This window comes from Agrobacterium sp. ST15.16.024 (genome assembly GCF_027956545.1).
GTDB lineage: Bacteria > Pseudomonadota > Alphaproteobacteria > Rhizobiales > Rhizobiaceae > Agrobacterium > Agrobacterium cucumeris.
On record NZ_JAQKGO010000001.1, the window covers coordinates 162874 to 184950 of the forward strand.

Annotated in this window: 24 protein-coding genes and 1 tRNA gene; 13 read left to right on the forward strand and 12 right to left on the reverse strand. The window is 56.8% G+C overall.

The window, feature by feature from the left end; all coding sequences use genetic code 11:
* Positions 1–40: 40 nt before the first annotated feature.
* The 8 genes from PL640_RS00760 to pncB all read left to right on the forward strand — a co-directional run bounded on the left by PL640_RS00760 (position 41) and on the right by pncB (position 7218).
* Positions 41–358 (forward strand): putative quinol monooxygenase, encoded by a 318-nt coding sequence (locus PL640_RS00760; RefSeq protein ID WP_271361421.1) that lies wholly within the window; start codon positions 41–43, stop codon positions 356–358.
* Positions 355–1236 carry a LysR family transcriptional regulator gene (locus tag PL640_RS00765; protein WP_271360530.1) on the forward strand — a complete coding sequence of 294 codons (882 nt, stop codon included), beginning with the start codon at positions 355–357 and terminating at the stop codon, positions 1234–1236. Before PL640_RS00760 ends, PL640_RS00765 begins: the two co-directional genes overlap by 4 nt.
* Before the next feature lie 124 nt (positions 1237–1360).
* Positions 1361–2278, forward strand: a complete 918-nt coding sequence (locus PL640_RS00770) for a DMT family transporter (RefSeq protein ID WP_269700647.1) — start codon at positions 1361–1363, stop codon at positions 2276–2278.
* Positions 2279–2570: 292 nt separating this feature from the next.
* A complete protein-coding gene (locus tag PL640_RS00775; protein WP_052820170.1) occupies positions 2571–3677 on the forward strand; it encodes a DUF475 domain-containing protein in 1107 nt (368 codons plus the stop codon).
* 367 nt (positions 3678–4044) lie between these two features.
* Entirely contained in the window at positions 4045–4389 is a 345-nt protein-coding gene (locus tag PL640_RS00780) for a MarR family transcriptional regulator (RefSeq protein ID WP_269700382.1), read from the forward strand.
* Between the two features lie 17 nt (positions 4390–4406).
* Positions 4407–5258, forward strand: a complete 852-nt coding sequence (locus PL640_RS00785) for a C40 family peptidase (protein WP_271360531.1) — start codon at positions 4407–4409, stop codon at positions 5256–5258.
* Positions 5259–5353: 95 nt separating this feature from the next.
* Positions 5354–5713, forward strand: a complete 360-nt coding sequence (locus tag PL640_RS00790; RefSeq protein ID WP_142840823.1) for a hypothetical protein — start codon at positions 5354–5356, stop codon at positions 5711–5713.
* 200 nt (positions 5714–5913) lie between these two features.
* A complete protein-coding gene (gene pncB / locus PL640_RS00795; protein WP_046799208.1) occupies positions 5914–7218 on the forward strand; it encodes a nicotinate phosphoribosyltransferase in 1305 nt (434 codons plus the stop codon).
* A 43-nt stretch (positions 7219–7261) separates the two neighbouring features.
* Here pncB and PL640_RS00800 read toward each other — a convergent pair whose 3' ends face one another.
* Positions 7262–8656, reverse strand: coding sequence for a leucyl aminopeptidase family protein (locus tag PL640_RS00800; protein ID WP_142840824.1), 1395 nt, complete (start codon positions 8654–8656; stop codon positions 7262–7264).
* A 241-nt stretch (positions 8657–8897) separates the two neighbouring features.
* On the opposite strand from PL640_RS00800, the gene PL640_RS00805 reads away from it, so the two are divergent.
* Positions 8898–9722, forward strand: a complete 825-nt coding sequence (locus PL640_RS00805; protein WP_271360532.1) for a tetratricopeptide repeat protein — start codon at positions 8898–8900, stop codon at positions 9720–9722.
* Positions 9723–9814: 92 nt separating this feature from the next.
* On the opposite strand, the gene PL640_RS00810 is transcribed toward PL640_RS00805, so the two are convergent.
* The 9 genes from PL640_RS00810 to PL640_RS00850 all read right to left on the reverse strand — a co-directional run bounded on the left by PL640_RS00810 (position 9815) and on the right by PL640_RS00850 (position 18705).
* Positions 9815–10804 (reverse strand): type II secretion system F family protein, encoded by a 990-nt coding sequence (locus PL640_RS00810; protein ID WP_046799210.1) that lies wholly within the window; start codon positions 10802–10804, stop codon positions 9815–9817.
* A gap of 10 nt (positions 10805–10814) precedes the next feature.
* Complete coding sequence (locus tag PL640_RS00815) at positions 10815–11819, reverse strand: type II secretion system F family protein (RefSeq protein ID WP_271360533.1); 1005 nt, start codon at positions 11817–11819, stop codon at positions 10815–10817.
* Positions 11820–11834: 15 nt separating this feature from the next.
* On the reverse strand, positions 11835–13307 hold the full coding sequence (locus tag PL640_RS00820) for a CpaF family protein (protein ID WP_271360534.1): 1473 nt from the start codon (positions 13305–13307) through the stop codon (positions 11835–11837).
* 33 nt (positions 13308–13340) lie between these two features.
* Complete coding sequence (locus PL640_RS00825; protein WP_271360535.1) at positions 13341–14621, reverse strand: AAA family ATPase; 1281 nt, start codon at positions 14619–14621, stop codon at positions 13341–13343.
* A 34-nt stretch (positions 14622–14655) separates the two neighbouring features.
* The gene (locus PL640_RS00830) at positions 14656–15336 is read right to left on the reverse strand and encodes a CpaD family pilus assembly protein (RefSeq protein WP_271360536.1); all 681 of its coding nucleotides are present in this window, start codon (positions 15334–15336) and stop codon (positions 14656–14658) included.
* Between the two features lie 56 nt (positions 15337–15392).
* Entirely contained in the window at positions 15393–16976 is a 1584-nt protein-coding gene (locus PL640_RS00835) for a type II and III secretion system protein family protein (RefSeq protein WP_271360537.1), read from the reverse strand.
* A complete protein-coding gene (gene cpaB / locus PL640_RS00840) occupies positions 16973–17779 on the reverse strand; it encodes a Flp pilus assembly protein CpaB (protein ID WP_052820178.1) in 807 nt (268 codons plus the stop codon). Before cpaB ends, PL640_RS00835 begins: the two co-directional genes overlap by 4 nt.
* Before the next feature lie 125 nt (positions 17780–17904).
* Positions 17905–18417, reverse strand: coding sequence for an A24 family peptidase (locus PL640_RS00845; RefSeq protein WP_271360538.1), 513 nt, complete (start codon positions 18415–18417; stop codon positions 17905–17907).
* A 102-nt stretch (positions 18418–18519) separates the two neighbouring features.
* A complete protein-coding gene (locus PL640_RS00850; protein ID WP_271360539.1) occupies positions 18520–18705 on the reverse strand; it encodes a Flp family type IVb pilin in 186 nt (61 codons plus the stop codon).
* Positions 18706–19166: 461 nt separating this feature from the next.
* On the opposite strand from PL640_RS00850, the gene PL640_RS00855 reads away from it, so the two are divergent.
* Positions 19167–19529 carry a pilus assembly protein N-terminal domain-containing protein gene (locus tag PL640_RS00855; protein ID WP_153515366.1) on the forward strand — a complete coding sequence of 121 codons (363 nt, stop codon included), beginning with the start codon at positions 19167–19169 and terminating at the stop codon, positions 19527–19529.
* 240 nt (positions 19530–19769) lie between these two features.
* Here the strand turns inward: PL640_RS00855 and PL640_RS00860 are convergent.
* Together PL640_RS00860 and PL640_RS00865 are read right to left on the reverse strand one after the other, a co-directional pair.
* Positions 19770–19856, reverse strand: a tRNA-Leu gene (locus PL640_RS00860).
* A 120-nt stretch (positions 19857–19976) separates the two neighbouring features.
* The gene (locus tag PL640_RS00865) at positions 19977–20282 is read right to left on the reverse strand and encodes a SelT/SelW/SelH family protein (RefSeq protein ID WP_271360540.1); all 306 of its coding nucleotides are present in this window, start codon (positions 20280–20282) and stop codon (positions 19977–19979) included.
* Between the two features lie 133 nt (positions 20283–20415).
* Here PL640_RS00865 and PL640_RS00870 point away from each other — a divergent pair, with 133 nt between their 5' ends.
* The 3 genes from PL640_RS00870 (at position 20416) to PL640_RS00880 (ending at position 21964) form a co-directional block, all read left to right on the forward strand.
* Positions 20416–20865: a DoxX family protein gene (locus PL640_RS00870; RefSeq protein WP_271360541.1), complete on the forward strand. Its 450-nt coding sequence runs from the start codon at positions 20416–20418 to the stop codon at positions 20863–20865.
* A 133-nt stretch (positions 20866–20998) separates the two neighbouring features.
* On the forward strand, positions 20999–21697 hold the full coding sequence (locus PL640_RS00875) for a type 1 glutamine amidotransferase (RefSeq protein ID WP_271360542.1): 699 nt from the start codon (positions 20999–21001) through the stop codon (positions 21695–21697).
* 78 nt (positions 21698–21775) lie between these two features.
* Positions 21776–21964 (forward strand): YegP family protein, encoded by a 189-nt coding sequence (locus tag PL640_RS00880; protein WP_046799222.1) that lies wholly within the window; start codon positions 21776–21778, stop codon positions 21962–21964.
* Positions 21965–22077: the final 113 nt, after the last annotated feature.

Sequence of the window (22077 nt, forward strand, 5' to 3'; positions counted from 1 at the left end):
CCGGCACGGCGAGTTCGCCATTCAAAAAGAAAGTCAAAAGATGGCGAGCGATGAACCTGTCGTGAGGATGGCTGAAATAGAAATCGATTCGACCCATCTGGAAGCCTATCGCAGATTGCTTGCAGAGGAGATCGAGGCTTCTATACGTCTTGAAAATGGCGTGCTTGCATTAAATGCGGTGGCGATCAAAGGCAGCCCGGAAAAGATTCGCATCCTCGAAGTTTATGCGAACCAGGCGGCATATGAGGCGCATCTGCAAACGCCGCATTTCCTGAAATATAAACAGCGTGTGGCGGGAATGGTGACATCGCTTACTTTGATCGAAGTTGAACCCGTAATGATGCGTGGCAAGCCATGAATTGGGATGACGTGCGCATATTCCTTGCCGTCGCCCGCTCCGGGCAGATTCTCGCCGCATCGAAACGGCTTGGGCTCAATCATGCAACGCTTTCGCGGCGATTGACGCTGCTGGAGCAGGCACTGAAGACTCAGCTTTTCATCCGCCGGACGAATGGCTGCGAAATGACCGAGGAAGGTCAGCGGTTTTTGGGTGCCGCCGAGCGCATGGAAACCGAAATGCTGAATGCCCAGGCCAATCTCGGCCGCGTCGATACGGCGGTGGTGGGAACGGTGCGCATCGGCGCGCCGGACGGTCTTGGCGTTTCCTTTCTCGCGCCACGGCTCGGCCGGCTGACGGCCCGTTATCCTGACCTCAAAATCCAGCTTGTGCCCGTGCCGCGTTCCTTTTCTTTGTCGCAGCGCGAGGCCGATATTGCCATCACCATCGAACGGCCGGAACAGGGCAGGCTGATGTTCTCAAAGCTCACCGATTATTCGCTCGGGCTTTATGCCTCAGCGGACTATCTGGCCGAATATGGAACGCCGGCGGATGTCGAGGCGCTCAAGCGTCATCGTCGCATCGGTTACGTGGAGGACCTGATCTTCTCGCCCTCCCTGAACTTTACGGGCGAGATCATGCGCGACTGGGACGCCGCCTTTGAAATCTCCAGCGCCACCGGCCAGACGGAGGCGGTGCGGTCGGGGGCAGGCATCGGCATTCTGCACAATTACATCGCCGGGCAATATCCTGAACTTCTGCGGATCATGCCGCATATCAGCATCATCAGGTCCTATTGGACGGCCTATCACGAATCCGCCCGCCAATTGGTCCGTGTCCGCACGGTGGTTGATTTTCTTCAAGAACTCGTTGCCGAAGAGCGGCGAATCTTCGCCTGAGGTCGATAGGTCGATCCATTAGTAATATTAATTACACAAGTTAGCCCGCTCCGGGCTTGACAAGGGGTGGCTGGCTGAACGACCAATGCAGCCATTGGGAGAGATCGGAACTGACATGTCGACTATGATACGAAAGCTTTCGCCGACTGGCCTCGGCGTGGCCGTCATGCTGCTTGGAATGCTGCTTTTCGCGTTGAACGATGCCATGGGAAAATGGCTCGTGTCGACCTATAGCCAGGGACAGGTTATCCTGATCCGAAGTGCTGCGGCCCTTGTCATCCTTGTCCCCATCGTCTGGCGAGCCGGCCTTTCCGGCCTAGTGAAGGTCGAGCGGCCCGGATTGCAGGCGGCGCGTGTCTTCTTCTCCACTGCCGAGCTTTTCTGTTTCTATTTCGCGGTTGCGAGCCTGCCACTGGCAGATGTCATGACCTACTGGCTGGCAGCGCCCATTTATGTGGCGGCTCTGGCGCCGTTTCTGCTCGGGGAAAAGGTCGGCTGGCGTCGCTGGACGGCCATCGCCATCGGTTTCGTCGGCGTTCTCATCGCCTTGAAACCCAGTTCGGCAAGCCTCACTTCCGCTGCGCTGTTTTCCATTCTCGGCAGTGCTGCCTTCGCCTTCATGATGTTGTCCGGACGCCAGCTGCGCAATACGCCGGATACGGTGCTTGCCTTCTGGCAGATCATCGGTGCCGGTGTTGCGGGCATCGTTGCGGTGTTTCTGACACCATCTGGCTGGCTGCCGGTCCAGTCCAGCTTCGATCTGGCGTTCCTCAGCCTGCTTGGCGTAGTCGCCATGGCGGCACATGTGCTGGTCAATCGGGCTCTGAAGCTTGCCGATGCTGCGACCGTCGCGCCGCTGCAATATACGCTGCTGCTGTGGGCGGTGATCTTCGGCTGGGCATTCTTCGGGGATGTGCCGCATATCAGCATCGTCATTGGTGCGGGCCTGATTGTTCTATCCGGCCTCTATATTTTCTTCCGCGAAAATACGCTGAAGCGGCGCCGCGAAACGGCGGAAGGACTGGTCGAAGAACAGGTTTGATCTTTCCTGACCACTGTCGATACAATCACGGGACTTGACGAAGGCGTGATCTTCAGGGAGTAAGAGAAGGCCCTGCGATCATATGTCTCGCATGGGCAGAGGAAACAAAGGTGCCGGGCCCCTCTGGCGAGAGTTTTACGGCGCTCTCGCGATGTCGGTACCGCCTGCAAAAATTGGCCGGCGGATTAAAAACTATGAAAAACCTGAATGTGCTTCGCGCGCGTGCTTTCTGCGTGCGGCCTGACGCTCCGCGTCGGTCCGTGAACGTCCTCGTTATTGGAGGCGACCGGACATGAGCCCCGCCCAGAAAACCACGCTTTCCTACTTCAAGTGGGCATTTATCGTCACCATCGTCGGTCTGATCCTCGGCGGTTATCTCGGCTGGGAAATGACCGGAACGGTGGGCGGCACGGCGACGATCTTCTTCATCTGCGTCGTTCTTGCGGTGCTGGAAATCTCGCTCTCCTTCGACAACGCCATCGTCAACGCCAACAAGCTCAAGGATATGACGCCGGTCTGGCAGCATCGCTTCCTGACCTGGGGTATCCTGATTGCCGTTTTCGGCATGCGTATCGTCTTCCCGCTGCTCATCGTCGTCGTTGCCGCAAATGTCGGCCCCTGGACGGCAATCGTCATGGCGGCAACGCAGCCAGAACGTTATTCGGAAATCATGCGTGACGCCCATCTGCCGATTGCGGCTTTTGGCGGCACCTTCCTGATGATGGTCGGTCTCAATTTCTTCTTTGACCATGAAAAGGACGTGCACTGGGTGCGCTGGATCGAGGAAAAGGCTGCGACCTATTCCTCCGTCAAGGGCATCGAGATCGCCTTCGTGCTTGTCGTCATGCTGGTGTTTTCCCGTATCATCGGTGCCAGTGACAACCCGGAACTCGGCCCGGTCGCTGCCAACACCTTCTTCCATTCGGCGATCTGGGGTCTTTTGACCTTCCTGCTGGTGGAAGTCGTCGGCGGTATTCTCGATCGCAGCCAGGAAATGCTGGAAGGCGCGGCCAAAGGCGGCTTCGGTGCGTTTCTTTACCTCGAAGTGCTGGATGCCAGCTTCTCCTTCGACGGGGTGATTGGTGCTTTCGCACTGACCCAGAACCTCTTCATCATCGCCATCGGCCTCGGCATCGGCGCCATGTATGTGCGCTCGATGACGATCATGCTGGTCGAGAAGGGAACGCTTGCCGAATACCGCTATCTGGAACACGGCGCTTTTTACGCGATCCTTATCCTGTCGGTCATCATGTATGTGCAGACCATGTTCCATATACCGGAGGTCATCACCGGTCTTGGCGGTGCGACCCTGATCGGTATTTCGCTCTGGTCGTCGATCCGGCATAACCGGCAGCAAGGCGCGAATGCCGCTGATACGGCCCGCGGCGCAGAAATCTGAGCCACAACGATCCTTGCCTTCCGCCTCTGCGGCGGAAGGCAGTTTTTAAGCACTGAATTTCTGTCTGCTTATTTTTATTGCTCATCTGTGTTTGCAGAAAATCTGGCCATGGCGCCACGATCGCATGGCAAATGGTTGTTTTCTCTCGAATTTGTGCGTTGCAACAAAATTGGCACGCTTCCTGCTTCTCTTGTTTTAAGTCCAGAGGGGACGTTGGAAGCCCGGAAAACGGGTCCAGAAACGCCGCCGCGCTTTTCGACCTATCCGGTCTGCAACAGCGCGGCGGTTTTGTTTGTGCGCCATGGTTCTTGAGTTTTGCCTTTCGTTGCCTGAAAAAGGCACGATAACGACTGGAAGGTTTATCGGCGTGCCTGCAGAACTTTCGCCCACGGAAGCCTTGGGGCTCTGGCATCGCGTCGCGATCGAGCAGGTCATTGCCGACGCGCCGGATTTGACCTTGCGCCAGACCGCCATCCTGCTGCAGATTTATCTCGTGCCGCCGCCGCACACCGTTCGTGGTCTCGCCGCAATGCTCGGCGTGACCAAGCCGGTCATCACCCGCGCACTCGACAGTCTGGGGGCGCTGGGGCTGGTCGACAGGGTGCGAGATGAACGGGACAGGCGCAATGTTGTGATAAAACGCACCGTCACAGGTGCGCTCTATCTGGAAAAATTCGGCGATCTGATTATTGATCAGGCGCGTAAGATCTAACTCTGGACGTGAAACCTATGATGCTCGACCGCCGCCTGAATGTCTTCCGCTCTGACCTCGCCGATGAAAAACTGCAAGGCGTGGTGCAGGCCGACCGCTTCGTCAGTGGTTCGCCCGCGCAAGTCGCCGTTCCCGTCATTGGCCTGCGACCGACACCAGACTTAGCCTCCGGTATCGATACGGAGCTTTTGTTTGGCGAAACTGTTCGTGTTTTCGACAGAGCGAACGGCTGGGCGTGGGTGCAGGCGGATGCCGATGGTTACGCCGGTTACGTGCCGGAAACCGCAATCGGGGATGTCGTTGCCGCCACCCATCGTGTCGTCGCGCCGCGCACCTTTCTCTATCCTGCCGCTGAATTGCGCAAGCCGCCGGTCGCGGCCCTTTCCATGGGCAGCCTTGTTCGCATCGTCGGCGAGGCCGAGACACGTGGTACCCGCTATCTCATGACTGAAAAAGGCGAGGGCATCATCGCCGCCCATTGCCGTGCCGTCGGTGATGCTCTCGAAGAGGATTATGTGGCGATAGCACTGCGCTTTATCGAGACACCCTATCTGTGGGGCGGACGCTCCGGCCATGGCATCGATTGTTCCGGCCTCGTGCAGCTTTCCATGGCAATGGCGGGCCGGCGGGTTCTGCGTGATACCGACATGCAGGTGAAGTCGCTCGGCGTGGAGATAGAGCGCGACGAATTGCGCCGCGGTGATCTTGTTTTCTGGAAGGGCCATGTCGGCCTCATGGAAAACGAGGAAACGCTGCTTCACGCCAATGGGCATACGATGAATGTCGCTCGCGAAAATCTCGATGCGGCCATCGAGCGTATCGGCTGGCTTTATGAAAAGCCGACGGCTTTTCGTCGTCTGGAGGACTGAGAAAGCCGTTTTCACGAAATCGTGCCCGCCCCACCCTTTGTAGGACGGTCGTCAACGGCCTACATCTGAGGAAGGATGGTACGGGACCGGCATCGATGAAGACAAAAACCGCGACAAAATTGGCAGCATTCCTGACGGCGGTTCTATTGAGCGCCTCGGCTCAGGCGCAGACCGTTTTCCAGAATGGCTTTGCCCCGGCACCCGATGCCTATGCGAACCTGCCTGGTGTCAAGGATCCGCGCACGCTGCAGCCCAAGGTGCGTTATACCTGCCACAGCGAACTGGGAAGAACTGGATATTCCAGAGGTGCCTACCGCAATGTTTTTGGCAGCCGGGGACTTCCCGTTCAGGGTTATCGCTGCACGGATGAGAATGGTATTTCCAGCTTCGGTGGCAGAAATCCGGTCTCGAAGGACTGGTATCCCGGCATCAATCCCGTCGACCCGACCTTCTGAGGCAAAGGCATTCAATGCCTCTGCCCGAAAGGTGCGGTACGCTTTTCGAAAAATCTGATGTGCGCGCAAAACTAAGACCCTCTGCCGTCGGTGCTCTGGACTTGTTGTCGCTTTTTCAGATAAGTCTTTGCCATGACAGGTTGAGACCTGCCGAGGTGCGGGGTGACGTCGGGTCTCGGCCGATGTTGGGGAATGCGAGCATGACGAAGACCGATATAGCGACCCGTGTCCACAATCACACCTGGAAGCTCGATCCGATCGTTCGCAGCCTGATCGATACGGATTTTTACAAGCTCTTGATGTTGCAGATGATCTGGAAGCTCTATCCGGAAGTCGACGCGACATTTTCCCTGATCAACCGTACCAAGACGGTGCGGCTGGCCGAGGAGATTGACGAGATGGAACTGCGCGAGCAGCTTGATCACGCGCGCACCCTGCGTCTCTCCAAGAAGGAGAACATCTGGCTCGCGGGTAACTCCTTTTACGGTCGCTCGCAGATTTTCGAGCCGGAGTTCCTCTCCTGGCTTTCGAGTTATCAATTGCCGGAATATGAGCTTTTCAAGCGTGACGGGCAGTATGAGCTGAACTTCCATGGCCGTTGGATGGATACGACGCTCTGGGAAATTCCAGCGCTGGCGATCATCAACGAGTTGCGCTCGCGCAGCGCCATGCGTTCGCTCGGTTATTTCACACTGGATGTCCTTTATGCCCGGGCGAAGGCCAAGATGTGGGAAAAGGTCGAACGGCTGCGGGAACTGCCGGGCCTGCGCATTTCCGATTTCGGCACGCGCCGCCGCCACAGCTTCCTGTGGCAGCGCTGGTGCGTCGAGGCGCTGAAGGAAGGTATTGGACCGGCTTTCACGGGCACGAGCAATGTTCTGCTCGCCATGGATTCCGATCTCGAAGCCGTGGGTACCAACGCGCATGAATTGCCGATGGTCGTTGCAGCACTTGCGCAGACGAACGAGGAACTGGCGGCCGCCCCCTATCAGGTTCTGAAGGACTGGAACCGGCTTTATGGCGGTAACCTGCTGATCGTGCTGCCTGATGCCTTCGGCACGGCAGCGTTTCTGCGCAACGCGCCGGAATGGGTGGCGGACTGGACTGGTTTCCGTCCAGACAGCGCGCCGCCGATCGAAGGCGGCGAAAAGATCATCGAGTGGTGGCAGAAGATGGGCCGCGACCCGCGCAAGAAAATGCTGATCTTTTCCGATGGCCTCGATGTCAACGCGATCATCGACACCTACCGGCATTTCGAAGGCCGGGTTCGCATGAGCTTCGGTTGGGGCACCAATCTGACCAACGACTTTGCCGGCTGCGCGCCGAAGACCATCGCCAGCCTCAAGCCGATCTCGATCGTCTGCAAGGTCAGCGATGCCAATGGCCGGCCGGCGGTCAAGCTTTCGGACAATCCGCAAAAGGCGACGGGCGAGCCGGCCGAAGTGGAACGTTACCTGAAGTTCTTCGGCGAGGAAGACCACAAGGAACAGAAGGTTCTGGTTTGAGAAAGACCGGGCGCTCCGGTCAACGAAGCGCCCGTGGACGTGATTACTTCGCGAATTGATGTGCGATGTAATGGAAGAGCGCCCGGATACCCTGCGCCTCGCCGCCAATCGACGAGTGATGCCTCTCGCTCAGCGACCAGCCGTAAATATCGAAATGCGCCCAGCGCTTGGTGTTTGTCACGAAACGCTTGAGAAACAGGGCTGCAGTGATCGAGCCGGCCATGCCGCCTGACGGGGCGTTGGTGATATCGGCTGCCCGCGAGCGGATATCCTTGTCATATCCCATATAGAGCGGCATCCGCCACAGCGGGTCGTCTATATCGATGCTGGCTTCCGCGATGTCGTGGGCCAGATCTTCGTCATCGGTATAAAAAGGCGGCAGATCCGGGCCAAGGGCAACGCGGGCGGCGCCCGTCAGCGTCGCCATGTCGATCATCAGGTCCGGCGCATCCTCATCGGCATAGGCCAGTGCATCCGCCAGAACGAGACGTCCCTCGGCGTCAGTATTGTCGATCTGCACCGTCAGGCCCTTGCGGCTTTTGTAGATGTCGCCCGGGCGGAAGGCATTGGAAGAGATGGAATTTTCGACGGCTGGTACAAGCACGCGAAGGTCGACCGGCAGCTTCGCATCCATGATCATCAGTGCAAGGCCGAGAACATTGGCCGCTCCGCCCATATCCTTCTTCATCAAAGCCATGGAGGCAGCTGGTTTGATATCGAGACCGCCGGTATCAAAGCAGACGCCCTTGCCGACGAGGGTGAGACGCGGATTGCCCTTCTTGCCCCAGTTCATCTCAAGGAGGCGCGGTGCGCTTTCGCTGGCGCGGCCAACGGCGTGGATCAGCGGGAAGTTTTCCTTCAACAGATCGTCGCCGGTGGTGACGCTAACCTTTGCCTTATAATGAGCGGCAAGGGCACGGAAGGCGATTTCAAGCTCGTCCGGTCCCATGTCATTGGCCGGTATATTGATGAGATCGCGGGCAAGGAAAACGCCGGCCAGAATACGCTTGATTTCACCGTCTTCCGCATCCTGCGGAATGAGAAGCTTTGCCCCGTTGGTCTTGGTGGTTCTGTATTTGTCGAAGCGATAGCTGCCGAGGCCGAAGCCGAGCGCCAGGCGGTTGGCGGTCAGGGGCGCCGTTTCGATGTGCCACTCGCCTTCCGGTAGTTCACGGGCGAGTTTCCCGGTTATGAAGGGAATTTCGGAGGGATTGCCGCCAAGCCCGAGAAGCGCGCCACCCAGCGAACCATCGGCGGAAGGCACGAGCAGGATGGCGCCTGCTTCTGCCTTGAACCCGGCCTTTTTCGCCCAGTCCAGAGCGACAGGATCGATGGCGCCCTGTTCGATATGGGCTGGCGTGACGGCAAAAACCGGCAGGGTGCTGCCGGCCTTCGAGCTGAAAGGGGTGGGGCGTTCGATGAACTGATAGGGCGCCATTGTATGCTTCCGTTGGTGCACCGGCCCGAAAATCGGAATGATTTTCGACAGCAACGATGCGCAGTTTCAAAGTGCCGGAGCGGCCTTTTGCATCCTCTCGGACGCGGCGCTCCAGTGTCGTGAATCGGTGCGATTAACGCTCTGTTAGGGTTAACAGATTATTGCTTTAGTGAAAGTTGCGTCATGTGAGTCTGTCGTATGTCGGGCGCAAGATCGATCATTTTTGGGCGGGGGCGCTGCCATGACTGCTTTTTCTTTGGCTAAAACAGGCCGGACCGGATTGCTGCGCGGAACATGCCTGGTAGCGCTGGTTCTGGCCGTTTCCGGATGCGCGAGCACCAACAAGCCGGATCGCATGTCCACTGGTTCCATTCCCGCCGCCACGCGTTCCTATGACACGATGAACATGGATCAACTGCGGCAGGCGGAAGCGACCGCCGGCAAGGCCTATGAGCGCAGCCCCAAAGACAAGTCGGTGGGCATGAACTATGCCAGCGTGCTGATGATGACGGGCAAGAATACCCAGGCGCTCGCCGTCATGCAGCAGATCGCCATCGCCAATCCGGCGGATCGCGATGTGCTTGCGGCCTATGGCAAGGCGCAGGCGGCGGCCGGCCAGCTGGAGCAGGCGCTTTCGACCATACAGCGGGCGCAGACCCCCGACCGTCCCGACTGGCGGCTTTATTCCGCCGAAGGTGCGGTGCTCGACCAGCTGGGCCGCTCGAACGAGGCGCGCTCGCGGTACCGGCAGGCGCTCGATCTCAAGCCGAACGATCCAAGCGTGCTTTCGAACCTTGGCATGTCCTATGTCCTGTCGAGCGATCCGCGCACCGCCGAAACATATTTGCAATCCGCCATTTCGCAGCCCGGCGCGGATAGCCGCGTTCGCCAGAACCTTGCGCTTGTTGTGGGTCTTCAGGGACGTTTCGCCGAAGCCGAGCGCATCGCGGTTCAGGAGCTTTCCCCGCAGCAGGCGCAGGCAAATCTCACCTATCTGCGCGCGATGCTCTCGCAGCAGAATTCCTGGCAGCAGCTGGCGAAAAAAGACGCAAAGCCTGCAGGCTGATAAGGCTTTTAGGTGTAGCCGCCGGCATAAGTGGCCGGCGATCTTGCCAGCCGGGATCGGAATATACCGCCGCGCAAAATGCCGGCGGTTTTTTATTTGAACGTGTCCATAACCCGGATGATGGCCGGCCCGAGGATGACGGCGATGAGCACCGGCAGGAAGAATATGATCATCGGCACGGTCAGTTTCGGTGGCAGCGCGGCGGCTTTCTTTTCGGCCTCGTTCATGCGCTCGTCACGGCCTTCCTGCGCCAGCACGCGTAGCGCCTGAGCCAGCGGCGTGCCATAGCGCTCCGCCTGGATAAGCGCCTGCACCACGCTTTTGACACCATCCAGTTGTGTTCGCATACCGAAATTCTCCAGGGCAATGCGCCTGTCCTGAAGGAAGGAGAGCTCGGCTGTCGTCAGCATCATTTCTTCCGCCAGTTCAGGGGATTGCTCGCCCATTTCTTCTGCCACACGGCGCATCGCGGCTTCCATCGAGACACCGGATTCTATGCAGATCAGCATCAGATCCAGCGCATCCGGCCACGCACGCTTGATCGACCCCTGTCGCTTTGTCATGGCGTTGGAAACGTAAATATTCGGCGCGTAAAAACCGATATAGCCGAAAAGCAGGACAGCCATCAGCCTGACGACAAAGGCCTTGTCGGCGAGGTTTCCCAGGACGAAAACCCAGGTAAAAGCGATGGCAAGAAAGGCGAATGGCAGGACGAATCGCGCGGCGAGAAATGTGTTGAGCGCATTCTGTGAACGAAAACCCGCTGCACGCAGCTTGTTCATCGTATTTGCGTCGGCAAGTGCTTCCTGAAGATTGAACCTTTCGACGATGCGACGCGCGGATTTGTTGTTGCTGCCGCGCAACGAGGTCTTTCCGTCTCTGGAGGTCGTTGCGAGCCGCTCGCGTTCGCGGCTGCGGATAACATCGCGTTCCGTCGACACCGCTTTCATGCGCTTGGCGAAGTCCTTGCGCTCGAAGAACGGCATGATGAGGGTGTAAAGGGTGGCAAAAACCGCAAGCGTGACCAGAATGGCAATGATCGTCTGCGGATCCGTCAGGCGGGAAACGAGATTTCCTGTCATGGCCCCGCCCTCAGATATCGAAATTGATCATTTGGCGCATGATGAAAATGCCAATCAGCATCCAGATGCCGGATGCTCCGAGAATGATGTGCCCGCGCAAATCGGTGAAAAGCACAGACAGGTAATCGGGCGACGTGAAGTGCACCAGCGTCATGACGATGAAAGGCAGTGCCCCAATGATGACCGCCGAGGCTTTCGCCTCCATTGAGAGGGCATTCACCTTGGCGCGCATCTTCTTGCGGTCACGCAGGACTTTTGAAAGATTGGACAGCGCTTCTGAAAGATTACCGCCCGCCTGTGCCTGAATGGTGATGACGGTGCCGAAGAAACTGACCTCGAACAGGGGCATGGTCAGCATCATGCGCTCGATTGCCTGCGGAATGCTGATCCCGACCTGTTGTGCATCAACGATCCGCTGAAATTCCGTTTTCACTGGCTCCTGGCCATCGGATGCGATCAATCGCACGGCGTCGTTCAGCGGCAACCCGGACTTGATCGATCGGCACATGACGTCCAGCGAATTGGGGAACTCCTCCAGGAATTTTTTCTGCCGCCGCTTGAGAAGAAAGGCCAATACCCATCGTGGCAGTCCCAACCCAACGACCACTCCTATAAGCAGAGCGATGAGCGGCGACAGGCCATAAAGAATTGCTATGATACCGGCGGCAACAGCCCCGCCTGCGCTCAGCAGGTGGAACTGCCGGATCGAAAGTCGCAGGCCAGCCTGAACCAGTTTGTCGCGCAAACTGACATTCTTTGTCCTTTTTGCCTTTTCATTTTGTTTCTTTTCCATTTCCCGCAGGCTGTCCTGCATGGATTTGCGGCGTTTGCCGAGCTCCTGGACCCGGTCGCGCGCAGCTTTGATATTGGCGTGGTCCGTTTCCGCAGCCTTCACCCGCTTGAAACGGCTGGTGGTCTTTTTTTCGACCTCTATCTGCTGAAAAAGGAAGGCGTAAGCCAGCGCTCCTGCCGAAATGGCGACAAGTACGGCCAGTAACAGGATTGTCGGGTCCATGGCAGTCGCCTTCCCTTAGGATGTCTTTTCCATTTCGTCGAGCGCGGCCGCCAGACGTTTCTCTTCGCCATAATAACGTGCGCGATCCCAGAAATGCGGTTTGCTGATGCCGGTCGACACATGTCTGCCGATCAGCTTGCCATTCGCATCTTCCCCTTCAATCTCGTACCGCATCAAATCCTGGGTAACGATGACGTCGCCTTCCATGCCGATGACTTCGGTAATCTGCGTTATCCGGCGGGAGCCGTCGCGCAGGCGCGCCGCCTGAACGACGATATCGATTGATCCGGAGATAATTTCGCGCACGGTCTTGGCCGGCAGGGTAAAGCCGCCCATGGCAATCATGGATTCGATACGGCTGAGGCATTCACGCGGCGTGTTGGCGTGCAGCGTCCCCATCGAGCCGTCGTGACCGGTGTTCATGGCCTGAAGCAGGTCGAAAACTTCCGGTCCACGCACTTCGCCGACGATGATACGTTCTGGACGCATACGAAGGCAGTTCTTGACCAGATCGCGCATGGTGATCTCGCCTTCACCTTCGATGTTCGGCGGGCGTGTTTCCAGCCTCACCACATGTGGCTGCTGCAGTTGCAGTTCGGCCGTGTCCTCACAGGTGATGACACGTTCGTCCCTGTCAATGAAGCTCGTCAGGCAGTTGAGCAGCGTGGTCTTGCCGGAGCCGGTACCGCCCGAAATGACAATATTGCAGCGAACGCGCCCGATGATCTTGAGCAAGGTCGCGCCTTCGGGCGTGATTGCGCCGAAACGTACCAACTGATCGAGTGTCAGTTTGTCCTTCTTGAATTTTCGGATCGTCAGCGCCGGTCCGTCAATGGCAAGCGGCGGCGCGATGACGTTGACGCGTGATCCGTCCGGCAGGCGGGCGTCGCATATCGGGCTCGATTCATCCACACGCCGGCCGACCTGGCTGACGATACGCTGGCAGATGGACAGCAACTGGCCATTGTCGCGAAAGCGGATATCGGATTCGATGGTTTTGCCGCCAACTTCGATGAAGGTCTGGCCGGATCCGTTGACCATGATATCGGCAATATCGTCGCGGGCGAGAAGCGGCTCCAGCGGGCCGTAACCGAGAACGTCATTGCAGATGTCTTCGAGCAGTTCTTCCTGCTCGGCAATCGACATGGCGAAGTTCTTGATCGTGATGATATCGTTGACGATATCGCGAATTTCCTCGCGCGCACTCTCCGCGTCGAGCTTGGCAAGCTGTGAAAGGTCGATCGTATCGATGAGCGCGGAGAAAACCTGGCTCTTGGTGTTGTAATAATCTTCCGTGCGCGCGCGTTTTTTCTGCGGCGACTGCGATGTTGCCTGCGCCTGTCGCGTCGCGGGCGACTGGCCGGGTTCAAGCGTGTCGATCGTAAGAGGCCGAGGCTCGGCTGCCACCGCCGCCTGCATGGGAACAGCTGCGGCCAAATCCGGCTTTGTGTTTCTGGATGGGCCGTCAGACCCGCGTTTTCCGAACATCGGCGTTTCCGTCTAAGGACGCACAGGCGAAGCCTATTTGCGCTTGAGAATATTCTTGAGTTTGTCCAGGCCGCCGCGTTTGCTTTTGCGCAGCACGGTACGGCCGGTAATCGTATGGGCGATCTGTGAGAAAGTTTCCGCGATCTGGGATTTTTCATCCATCTCGCTGATCATGCGACCACTGTTGGCGGCATTTCCAAACAGCAGGGTATCGAACGGAATGATCGCAATCGGCTCGATTTCCAATGGCTCGAGAAAGTCCGCCGGCGCGATTTCCGGACGTTTCGGCATGCCCACCTGATTGAGAATGAGGTGCGGTAACTTGTCATTCGGTCGCAGTTTTATCAGCGCATCGAACAGGTTCTTCGTATTACGCAAATTTGCGAGATCGGGAACCGCCGTAATCACCACTTCATCGGCTTCCGCAAGGACTGCCCGCGTCCAGTCACACCATTGGTGGGGAAGATCGAGGACCGCAACAGGGGCGCTACGCTGCAGAACCTCGAGAATTGGGAGAAAAGCCTGACGATCAAGATCATAGGTCCTGTCGAGAAGTGACGGTGCCGCCAGGAGTGACAGATGGTCGGAGCATTTCGTCAAAAGACGGTCGAGAAACACCTCGTCCAGCCGTTCCGGTGAAAACACGGCTTCCGCCATGCCTTGGGCAGGGTCCTGATCAAAATCGATATTGGCCGTGCCATAGGCAAGGTCCATGTCGGCCAGGATGGTTTCGGTGGAAAACAGCGTGGATATGCCGAAGGCGCAGTTATGCGCGATCGTCGAGGACCCCACTCCGCCTTTGGCGCCGATGAAGGCAATGTTGCGGCCGAGCGGTTCCGCCTCCGGATCGACGAAGATCGTCGCGATCGAGCCTAGCAGATCGGCCATGCTGACCGGGGCGACAAGATATTCGGAAATGCCGTTACGGATGAGATCGCGATAAAGCGTTATGTCATTGTGTCGGCCGATGATGATGACACGGGTGGTGGGGTCGCAAACCTCCGCCAGCGGTGCGAGATCATCCAGCAGCGAAGCGGGTGCGCTTGCCGTCTCCAGGATGATGAGATTGGGCGTGGGCGAAGCGGAGAACATCGTGGCTGCCGCGTTGATGTCCCCCTTGGTCACCCGAAGGGTCACCTTGCTCATGCGTCTGTCGCCGGACAATGCGTCCATGACGCCCTGCATATTGTCGCTGACAGAGAAGGCATGGACGGAAATGCGGGGCAGGGGCCGCAGACGATCCATGTCCCCGGCGCGGACGGGCGCGGCGTCTGTGCCGCCGCTTGATTTGATATCGTATTCTACAGCGCTCATCGTCTATCCTGCCGTAACAAATGGTGGAACCACATCAGTCCGTCGTCGCCGTCGTGCTCTTGCCGCGATAGGAGTCTATGACCACGGCGCGACGCTCGGCATCGATCGGACTCATGCCCCGCGGGCCGACCAGATCCATTGGATTGGCAACCTGTGCGGCGAGATTGCTCTGCGAAGCGCATCCGAAATTGTACCAGTTCTTGTTGGCGAAGGTATTGTCCGAAAGGTCTTCGGGCCACTGGCCGCATTGCCCGGTCATGGCGGTAACAGCGACATAACTCAGGCGGATGGGGGCGGCATCGCCATTTGGGGATGCCGCATAACGTGTTTCCATGATTTTGCCCGAAGGGACGCCAGCGCCGGAAAGCGTTGAGCGGATTTGCTTCGCCATTCTGGAGGCCGCTGCCGAGTTGGCCGATCCCGACGGCGTCTGAATATTGATGATGCCGGTCGATATGGACGCATAATTCTGGGCGAAACCACGGACGTTATCCGCCACTGCGGTGGTCAACCGGTTGTCACCAGCCGAAACCGGAATATCCAGCGAGTGCTCCGCTTCCGAAAGGGTGATCGGATGACGTGTTCGATAATCATCGGGAATGGCATTGGTTGTTAGCGGATCGCGTGCGCAGCCTTGCAGCAGGCCAGCGACGAGCGCAACCATGGAGACGAGACCGGCCCGTCTGAGGGAATAAGAGGGGGTTATTTCCGGCATGACGTTTCCTGCCCTTATCGGGCTTGCTCTGAAGAGGAGATTTCGCGCGCGTGTCGTCATTTGTAGATGAACCCCACTGACCCCTGATAGGGCGCTGCCTGGACCTGGTCTTTCCGGCCATAGACCTTGTTGACGCGGTTCATGAAATACATGGCGGCATCGTTTTCCGGGTTGAAGTTGTCATCCGGACGGGCGATCTGGTTGCGCGCAACCGGCCGCACCAGATAGGGCGTGGCGATGATGACCAGCTCCGTCTCGTTGCGGATAAAGTCCTTGCTGCGAAAAAGCGTGCCGAAAATCGGGATTTTCGACATGCCCGGAAGTCCGGACATGGCCTGACGGACATTGTCCTGAACAAGACCCGCGATCACGATCGATCCGCCGGATGGAAGCTCGACTGTTGTGGAGGTTTCGCGCTTGCGGACTGACATATAGGTCGAGCCGGGAATGTTGCGCCCATAGTTGCCGGTTACCACGTTGCCTTCATAGGTCGGCTCGGAGACATTGGTCTCAATTTTGAGACTTATCCTTCCCGGTGAAAGTACCACGGGTTTGAAATTTAGTGTGATGCCGTAGTCGACTGTTTCCGTTTCGCGGGTGATGGTCGGAGTATTTGTATCCTTGTCGAGCGTAACTTCCTGGGTCCCGGCGATCCGGAAATCTCCCCCCACATAGAACTTGGCCTGTTCACCGGAGATGGCAGTGAGACTAGGCTCCGCAAGAGTGCGTACGACGCCAGCCTGTTCCATGGCATTGAGATAGGTGGCAAAGTTCAGCGAACCGGAACCGATCGAACCGCTGGCTATTCGCGAGGCTGTGCTGATTGCATTCCCAAGATTGGACGGATTTGAGAACTCAAAGCCATTATTGCTTGTCGAGCTGCCAATGGAACCATTGAAGCCGAGCTGTTTCAGCACCTGCCGGCTGACTTCGGCGACAGTCACCTTCAGTGTTACCTGATCCTCGCCCTCGATCGTCAACATGTTGACGATTTGCGATAATTGGCGTCGTTCGGCAAAAATTGCCGCATCGCCGCCATTGTCACCGCCGGTGAGTGATATATTGCGGGTGGTGGCTTCCCCGCCCTTCAGAAACGCGTCGGCAAGCTGCACGGCACGCGCAGAATCCTGCGGTGTGCGCACAGATCCGGTAAGGACGATGTTGTCCGAAACGATTTCCACCTTGATATCCGATTCGGGAATAAAGCGGCGGATATTGGCCTCCAGGCCGGAGATGTCGCGCTCCACTTCAAGATCGAGGCTGACGATTTCGCGACCGCCCTGACCGAAAATAAAAATATTGGTCTGTCCCACGGTCTTGCCGAAGAGATAAATACGCCGAGAAGTGCGTGTCACGGCATCGGCAAGGCTTGGATCCGCAACGAGAATGTCGTGCGCATCCTCAGGCAGATCAATCACCAATGCCTTGTTGAGACCTAGCTTCAGCCGTTTGCGGATGCCTGATCCGCTCTCGGTAATCCGAACGATACTTGCACTTTGTGCCACGGCTTCGCCAAGGCGCAGAAATTCAGGCGAATGCGGGCCTGGAATACCTGAAAAAGCTACGCAGAATGCAAGTCCGCCCAGCATCGATGAACGCAGGTGTCTTTTAACACGCTTTGCCATGAACTCCCCGGTCATTGTGATGCTCCTTGACTGCCCTTGACGATCGACCCGGACTTGATCACCTGAATTTCCGGCTGGCCGGAGCCGCCGTTGAGAAGGTAGCCGGCTGAAAGCGTATCGTTTTCCTGCGCGTCGGCGATCGAGCGCAACGCGAGAGTGAGCCGATCCGCCATCTGCTGCGCCACCGTTATGATTTTTGCCTGTTCTGGGGTCAGCTCCAGAGTTGCAGTCGCACCGACGACGGCGGAGATGCCGTCCTCGCCTTCCTTGATCTGCTGGTCGATTGCGAGAACGCGGACGTTGTTCAAAACGTTCTCGGTCAGGAAATTGCCGTTATCGCCCTTGCGAACCATGATGACATCCACCCGGTCATTCGGCAGCACGAAACCGCCGGCGCCCGTGGAGACGGAAATTTCCGTAGCGACGGCGCGTTTGCCCGCCGGCAGAAGTGAAGACATGATGCGGGTGCTGGAATCGACAACCTTTTCCGGCCGCACAGGTTCGCCCTCGAACAAGGGCAACCGCACGACGGCACCGGTGAGTTCGGTGATCGCATTCGGGTTTTTGGTTTCGGTTATGAAGTTGTCGACGACATTGCCCTGTGGCCACGGTGTCCAGCGCATCGAACTATCGTTCAGGCGACTACCGACGGGCAAATTGACCGAGGAAACGAGAACATTGACCGTCGGCTCCTTCTGGATGATCGTTTCCGCTTTTTCGATGACCTGCTTTGCGCCGGAAATCTGCATGGCGACAAGACCGGCAAGACCGGCAGCGACCAGGGCAACGGATAGAATAACGATACGCGACGGTTTCATGCTCGATCCTTGAGGGAATCAGTTTGTTCTCCCCTCAGGATGGCGCGTGATTGGTATAATTATGGTTAATATTATGCTTGGATTTGTGGTTAACGGGACTTTAATCCGTCAGCGCTGTAACTTGTTCAGGTAAGACTGGCGATGGCTGCTTTTACGAGCGGCGCGTCACCGTAAGTCAAAAGGCCGGCAATGGCGATGCCGATGCCATAGGGGATTTTTTTTGCCACCAGCAGGGAATCCGGAATGGGAATGCCGGCTGCCATGATTTCCTGCGAGCGTGACCGCAAAAGCAGGATGCCGATTGTCAACACGCCGCCGAGGAATGTCACTGCGAGCAGAAACTCCACAAGCGATATATTGAAACCGTACCAGACTGTCGCAGCGGTTAGCAACTTTGCGTCTCCGCCTCCCATTGCATTGGCCGCAAAAAGTCCAAAACAGACTAAAAATACCGCACCGGCTGCAGCAATGCTCATCGCGAAAGTCTGCCAATCCATACCCGTCAATGGTGCAACCACTATGAAGGAAAGCAGCAATATAAGGGGTATTCTGTTGGGTATGGTCATACTCAATAGATCATTCAGTGCAGCAAAAGCAACGCACAAAGGCAAAGTCAGAAAAATTGCTGCTACAACCATTGCATCAATTCCACAAAGGAGTTTCCTACATGGGTGGCAACCAATGCCAAAAATACTGAGATGGCCACCCTCTTAAGGGGTGGCCATTCAAGAACGTAGCTATCAACCCGTTTTGCCGGTTGCTGTCGTCATTTCGTCGCCGATATTTTCGAAGAGGAGCTTGATCTGGGAGCCGACAGTCGTGGCACCGCCAATGATTGCAACGGAAATAAGCGCGGCGATCAGGCCGTATTCAATTGCCGTGGCGCCGGATTCGTCCTTGAGGAAACGAGCGAAAATCTTGGTCATGAGTATCTCCTAACTCTTGTTTGGTTCAGCACGCCGACAACTGTTTTCCGTTGTTCGGTTGCGTTCAAACTACAGCCGAGCGATTTCTAACCACTTAAAAAAAATCCTTAATCTAAAGTAAATGGCATGATGAGTTTCTCTTGGTAAACAAAGATAAAAAGTATTGCGCGTATTTTTATATTTGCTGATAAACAAATACATTCCGGCGCAAGGGATTTCCCATTTTTGGAAAGCGACTCCCTCGATGGGGCATATATGTTCAATTTTGATGCGAGCCGGTGGAGGCGGGAAAAGACTTCAGCTGCGCATGGTTACTGCTTGCATCGTGCATTTTCGCCATTTAACGCTTCATTCACTAAAACCGCGCATTCTGCGACGCAGTAAAGTGCGGGTAATGAATAAGGGCCAAACGCGTGTCATCCGGAAAACTGGCGAAAATTGTGGTCGGCTTGTCCGTCATTATGGGAGGCTCGTCGCAATCTGTTTTCGCCCAGGAAGACATATTGCGCGTTTCGATGAACCACGCCCGTGTTCTCCGTCTCGATCGTCCTGTCAGCAAGGTTATTGTTGGTAATTCGAAAGTTGCCGATGCCACGGTCGCCGATGCCACGACCATTGTGCTGACCGGCCGCAGTTTCGGCACGACAAATCTCGTGCTTCTTGATGCCGACGGCAATCCGATTGTCGATGAGCGCATTCTCGTCTCCATCGATGAAGGCAATACAGTTCGCGTTTTCCGCCAGACGGAACGAACCGTGCTATCCTGCACGCCGAATTGCGAACAACATTCGCAAAACAGTGGCGACAAAGACTCTCAGCCGTAAGCTCGACGAGGCCAGACGAGGCTTTCACATATAATGATTTCGCATGAAGAAGCGGCGGGCATTTTGTCGGCGTGACAAATGTTGCGTTCGCGCAGGTGGCAATCGTTTTTTGGGGGGAACGGGAACCATGAGTTTGATCAGATCAAAAAAACACAACATGCGCCCCTGCGTTTCGCGGGAGGCCTGCATGTTGCTGTTTTTTCGTCTAAGTCATTGATCTGGCTAAGATCAAAAAAGGAATGGTGCCCAGAAGAGGACTCGAACCTCCACACCCTTTCGAGTACCAGCACCTGAAGCTGGCGCGTCTACCAATTCCGCCATCTGGGCGACGGAGAGCGATGTACGAGGGCAGCCGCCCGGTGTCAACAGACTTTTTGAACTTTTATGACGATCATTGATTTTAAAGGGAAAAAACTTGGTTGGAGGCTGTTGAAACATGTCGCCGGGTCAGGTGTCGAGCCCGTCATGCTTCGTTCTGTCCACATGGCCGAGGTCGCGGTCCGGATCGATGATATCGCGGATTCTCTGTTTGAGCTCTTTTGGGCCGGGAAAACCGCCATCGCGTTTGCGTTCCCATATGGTGGCGTCGTCCACGGTGATCTCGAACAGACCGCCGGTTGAGGGGATGAGGCTGACTTCGCCGACATCAGAAGCGAAGGTTTGCAAGATCTCCTGCGCCATCCAGCCTGCGCGCAGCAACCAGTTGCACTGCGTGCAATAGCGAATGGTTATGCGCGGCTTGGTGTCGGTCATGGTCACGTCTCCTTCAAAGTCCGGTCACGATAATGTCAACTATAACACTCATGTTTTTACCCGGCGCGTTCTTGTTCTTATCACGGAGCTTTGCGAACAGATAAGCCATCGAAGGCTGAAACGTGGAGATCCTATGGCCCAGTTCGACAATAACCGTCAGCGTCTTTTCGTTCCCGCTGCCGCACCGCTTTACAACTCGACGCATGATCTGGTGGAGACCATTCTGCGCGTTGCGGCGGGTGTTCTTCTCGTCACCCATGGTTTCGGCAAGATCGCCAACCCTTTCGGTGCGGTCGGCATGGTGGAAAGCCTTGGCTTTTATCCCGGCGTGTTCTGGTCGCCGCTTCTTGCCGCCACAGAGTTTTTCGGCGGTATTCTGGTGGCGATCGGCCTCTTCACGCGGCCTGCCTCTTTCGCGGCCATGATCGTCCTGCTGGTAACGGTCTATTTTCACGGCATCGTAAAGGCAGAGGGGCTGGCTGGTGCAGAAAAGTCGATCCTATGGGCGGCTATATTCTTGTTCTTCGCCGTTCGTGGCGGCAACCGGCATTCCGTCGACGCAAAAATGTCCCGGGAATTCTAAGGTTCCGTCGGCGGGGTTTTCAATATTGCCCCGCCACCCTTCATGCCTCTTGAAAATCCGTTTTTCTCATGGTGAAGCTTGAATTTGACAGGCAATTGCGTCGTTTGAATTTTCAACACCATCGAGAGGCCGTATGCGCGTTGCAATCATCGAAAACATGGCGGGCACGCCGCACGGACAGCTCGGGGTTGCGTTGGAAGAAGCGGGTTCGGACTTGCATGTCATCCGCGCCTATGCGGGCGAGCCTCTTCCCACGGGTGCCGGTGAGCATGATGCGCTCATCGTTCTCGGCGGTGAGCAGAATGCCCTCGATGACGCGCTTTATCCCTACCTTCCAGACCTTGCGCTTTTGATGAAAGCCTTTGGCGATGCCGATAAGGCCGTGATGGGCGTGTGCCTTGGCAGCCAGTTGCTGGCGCGCGCCTATGGGGGAGAAAATATTCTCTCCGGCCCGCCTGAATTCGGTTGGGAAGATGTATCGCTGACGGAAGGCGGTGTATCAGATCCGCTATTGGCGGGACTGGATGAAATATTCCCTATCTTTCAATGGCACCGCGATACGTTCACGCTTCCGCCGGGCGCAATACGGCTGGCAACCAATGAAGCGACGCGAAATCAGGCCTTCCGTCTAGGCCGGGCGGTTTATGGCACCCAGTTCCATTTCGAAGCATCCACCGCTGTGGTGGACAGATGGTGTGAGGCCTTCCCGGCATCGGTCGAAAAAATGGCGCCCGGCTGGCTGGAAAAATACAGCGACCATCGCGGCAGGCGCGCAGATATGGCTGATGCGGCTGGTCTGGAAATTGCGCGTGCCTGGGTGCGGCTCATTTAAGCGGATTATTTTCGTTGTTAACGAGGGCGATCAGGGTCGTGGTCGTTTCACCATCATCAGCAAGGAGATGTGAAGAACATGTATAAATTTGAGATTTATCAGGACAAGGCTGGCGAATATCGTTTTCGCTTCAAGGCATCCAACGGCGAAACGATGTTTTCTTCGGAAGGGTACAAGGCCAAGGCCTCGGCCGTCCATGCGATCGAGTCGATCAAGAAAAACTCTCCTGGCGCCGATACCGTCGATCTGACCACCATGACGGCCTGATCCCTGCCGCCCTGTGAGAACTCGAAGCATTTTGCCTGCCAGAAATGACAGGCGCATTGGCAGGTGCCGGCGTAAAGATAAGATTCAGTCTTTTTTGATAATCTTCCGTTAGC

Coding starts and splice junctions, on each gene's coding strand:
- PL640_RS00830 (WP_271360536.1), bottom strand. CDS start 15,336: ATGCCGGAAATAACCCCCTCTTATTCCCTCAGACGGGCCGGTCTCGTC.
- PL640_RS00825 (WP_271360535.1), bottom strand. CDS start 14,621: ATGAGCGCTGTAGAATACGATATCAAATCAAGCGGCGGCACAGACGCC.
- PL640_RS00850 (WP_271360539.1), bottom strand. CDS start 18,705: ATGACCAAGATTTTCGCTCGTTTCCTCAAGGACGAATCCGGCGCCACG.
- PL640_RS00865 (WP_271360540.1), bottom strand. CDS start 20,282: ATGACCGACACCAAGCCGCGCATAACCATTCGCTATTGCACGCAGTGC.
- PL640_RS00820 (WP_271360534.1), bottom strand. CDS start 13,307: ATGTTCGGAAAACGCGGGTCTGACGGCCCATCCAGAAACACAAAGCCG.
- PL640_RS00800 (WP_142840824.1), bottom strand. CDS start 8,656: ATGGCGCCCTATCAGTTCATCGAACGCCCCACCCCTTTCAGCTCGAAG.
- PL640_RS00790 (WP_142840823.1), top strand. CDS start 5,354: ATGAAGACAAAAACCGCGACAAAATTGGCAGCATTCCTGACGGCGGTT.
- PL640_RS00805 (WP_271360532.1), top strand. CDS start 8,898: ATGACTGCTTTTTCTTTGGCTAAAACAGGCCGGACCGGATTGCTGCGC.
- pncB (WP_046799208.1), top strand. CDS start 5,914: ATGACGAAGACCGATATAGCGACCCGTGTCCACAATCACACCTGGAAG.
- PL640_RS00880 (WP_046799222.1), top strand. CDS start 21,776: ATGTATAAATTTGAGATTTATCAGGACAAGGCTGGCGAATATCGTTTT.
- PL640_RS00870 (WP_271360541.1), top strand. CDS start 20,416: ATGGCCCAGTTCGACAATAACCGTCAGCGTCTTTTCGTTCCCGCTGCC.
- PL640_RS00760 (WP_271361421.1), top strand. CDS start 41: ATGGCGAGCGATGAACCTGTCGTGAGGATGGCTGAAATAGAAATCGAT.
- PL640_RS00770 (WP_269700647.1), top strand. CDS start 1,361: ATGATACGAAAGCTTTCGCCGACTGGCCTCGGCGTGGCCGTCATGCTG.
- PL640_RS00845 (WP_271360538.1), bottom strand. CDS start 18,417: ATGGTTGTAGCAGCAATTTTTCTGACTTTGCCTTTGTGCGTTGCTTTT.
- cpaB (WP_052820178.1), bottom strand. CDS start 17,779: ATGAAACCGTCGCGTATCGTTATTCTATCCGTTGCCCTGGTCGCTGCC.
- PL640_RS00775 (WP_052820170.1), top strand. CDS start 2,571: ATGAGCCCCGCCCAGAAAACCACGCTTTCCTACTTCAAGTGGGCATTT.
- PL640_RS00785 (WP_271360531.1), top strand. CDS start 4,407: ATGATGCTCGACCGCCGCCTGAATGTCTTCCGCTCTGACCTCGCCGAT.
- PL640_RS00810 (WP_046799210.1), bottom strand. CDS start 10,804: ATGACAGGAAATCTCGTTTCCCGCCTGACGGATCCGCAGACGATCATT.
- PL640_RS00765 (WP_271360530.1), top strand. CDS start 355: ATGAATTGGGATGACGTGCGCATATTCCTTGCCGTCGCCCGCTCCGGG.
- PL640_RS00815 (WP_271360533.1), bottom strand. CDS start 11,819: ATGGACCCGACAATCCTGTTACTGGCCGTACTTGTCGCCATTTCGGCA.
- PL640_RS00875 (WP_271360542.1), top strand. CDS start 20,999: ATGCGCGTTGCAATCATCGAAAACATGGCGGGCACGCCGCACGGACAG.
- PL640_RS00835 (WP_271360537.1), bottom strand. CDS start 16,976: ATGACCGGGGAGTTCATGGCAAAGCGTGTTAAAAGACACCTGCGTTCA.
- PL640_RS00855 (WP_153515366.1), top strand. CDS start 19,167: ATGGGAGGCTCGTCGCAATCTGTTTTCGCCCAGGAAGACATATTGCGC.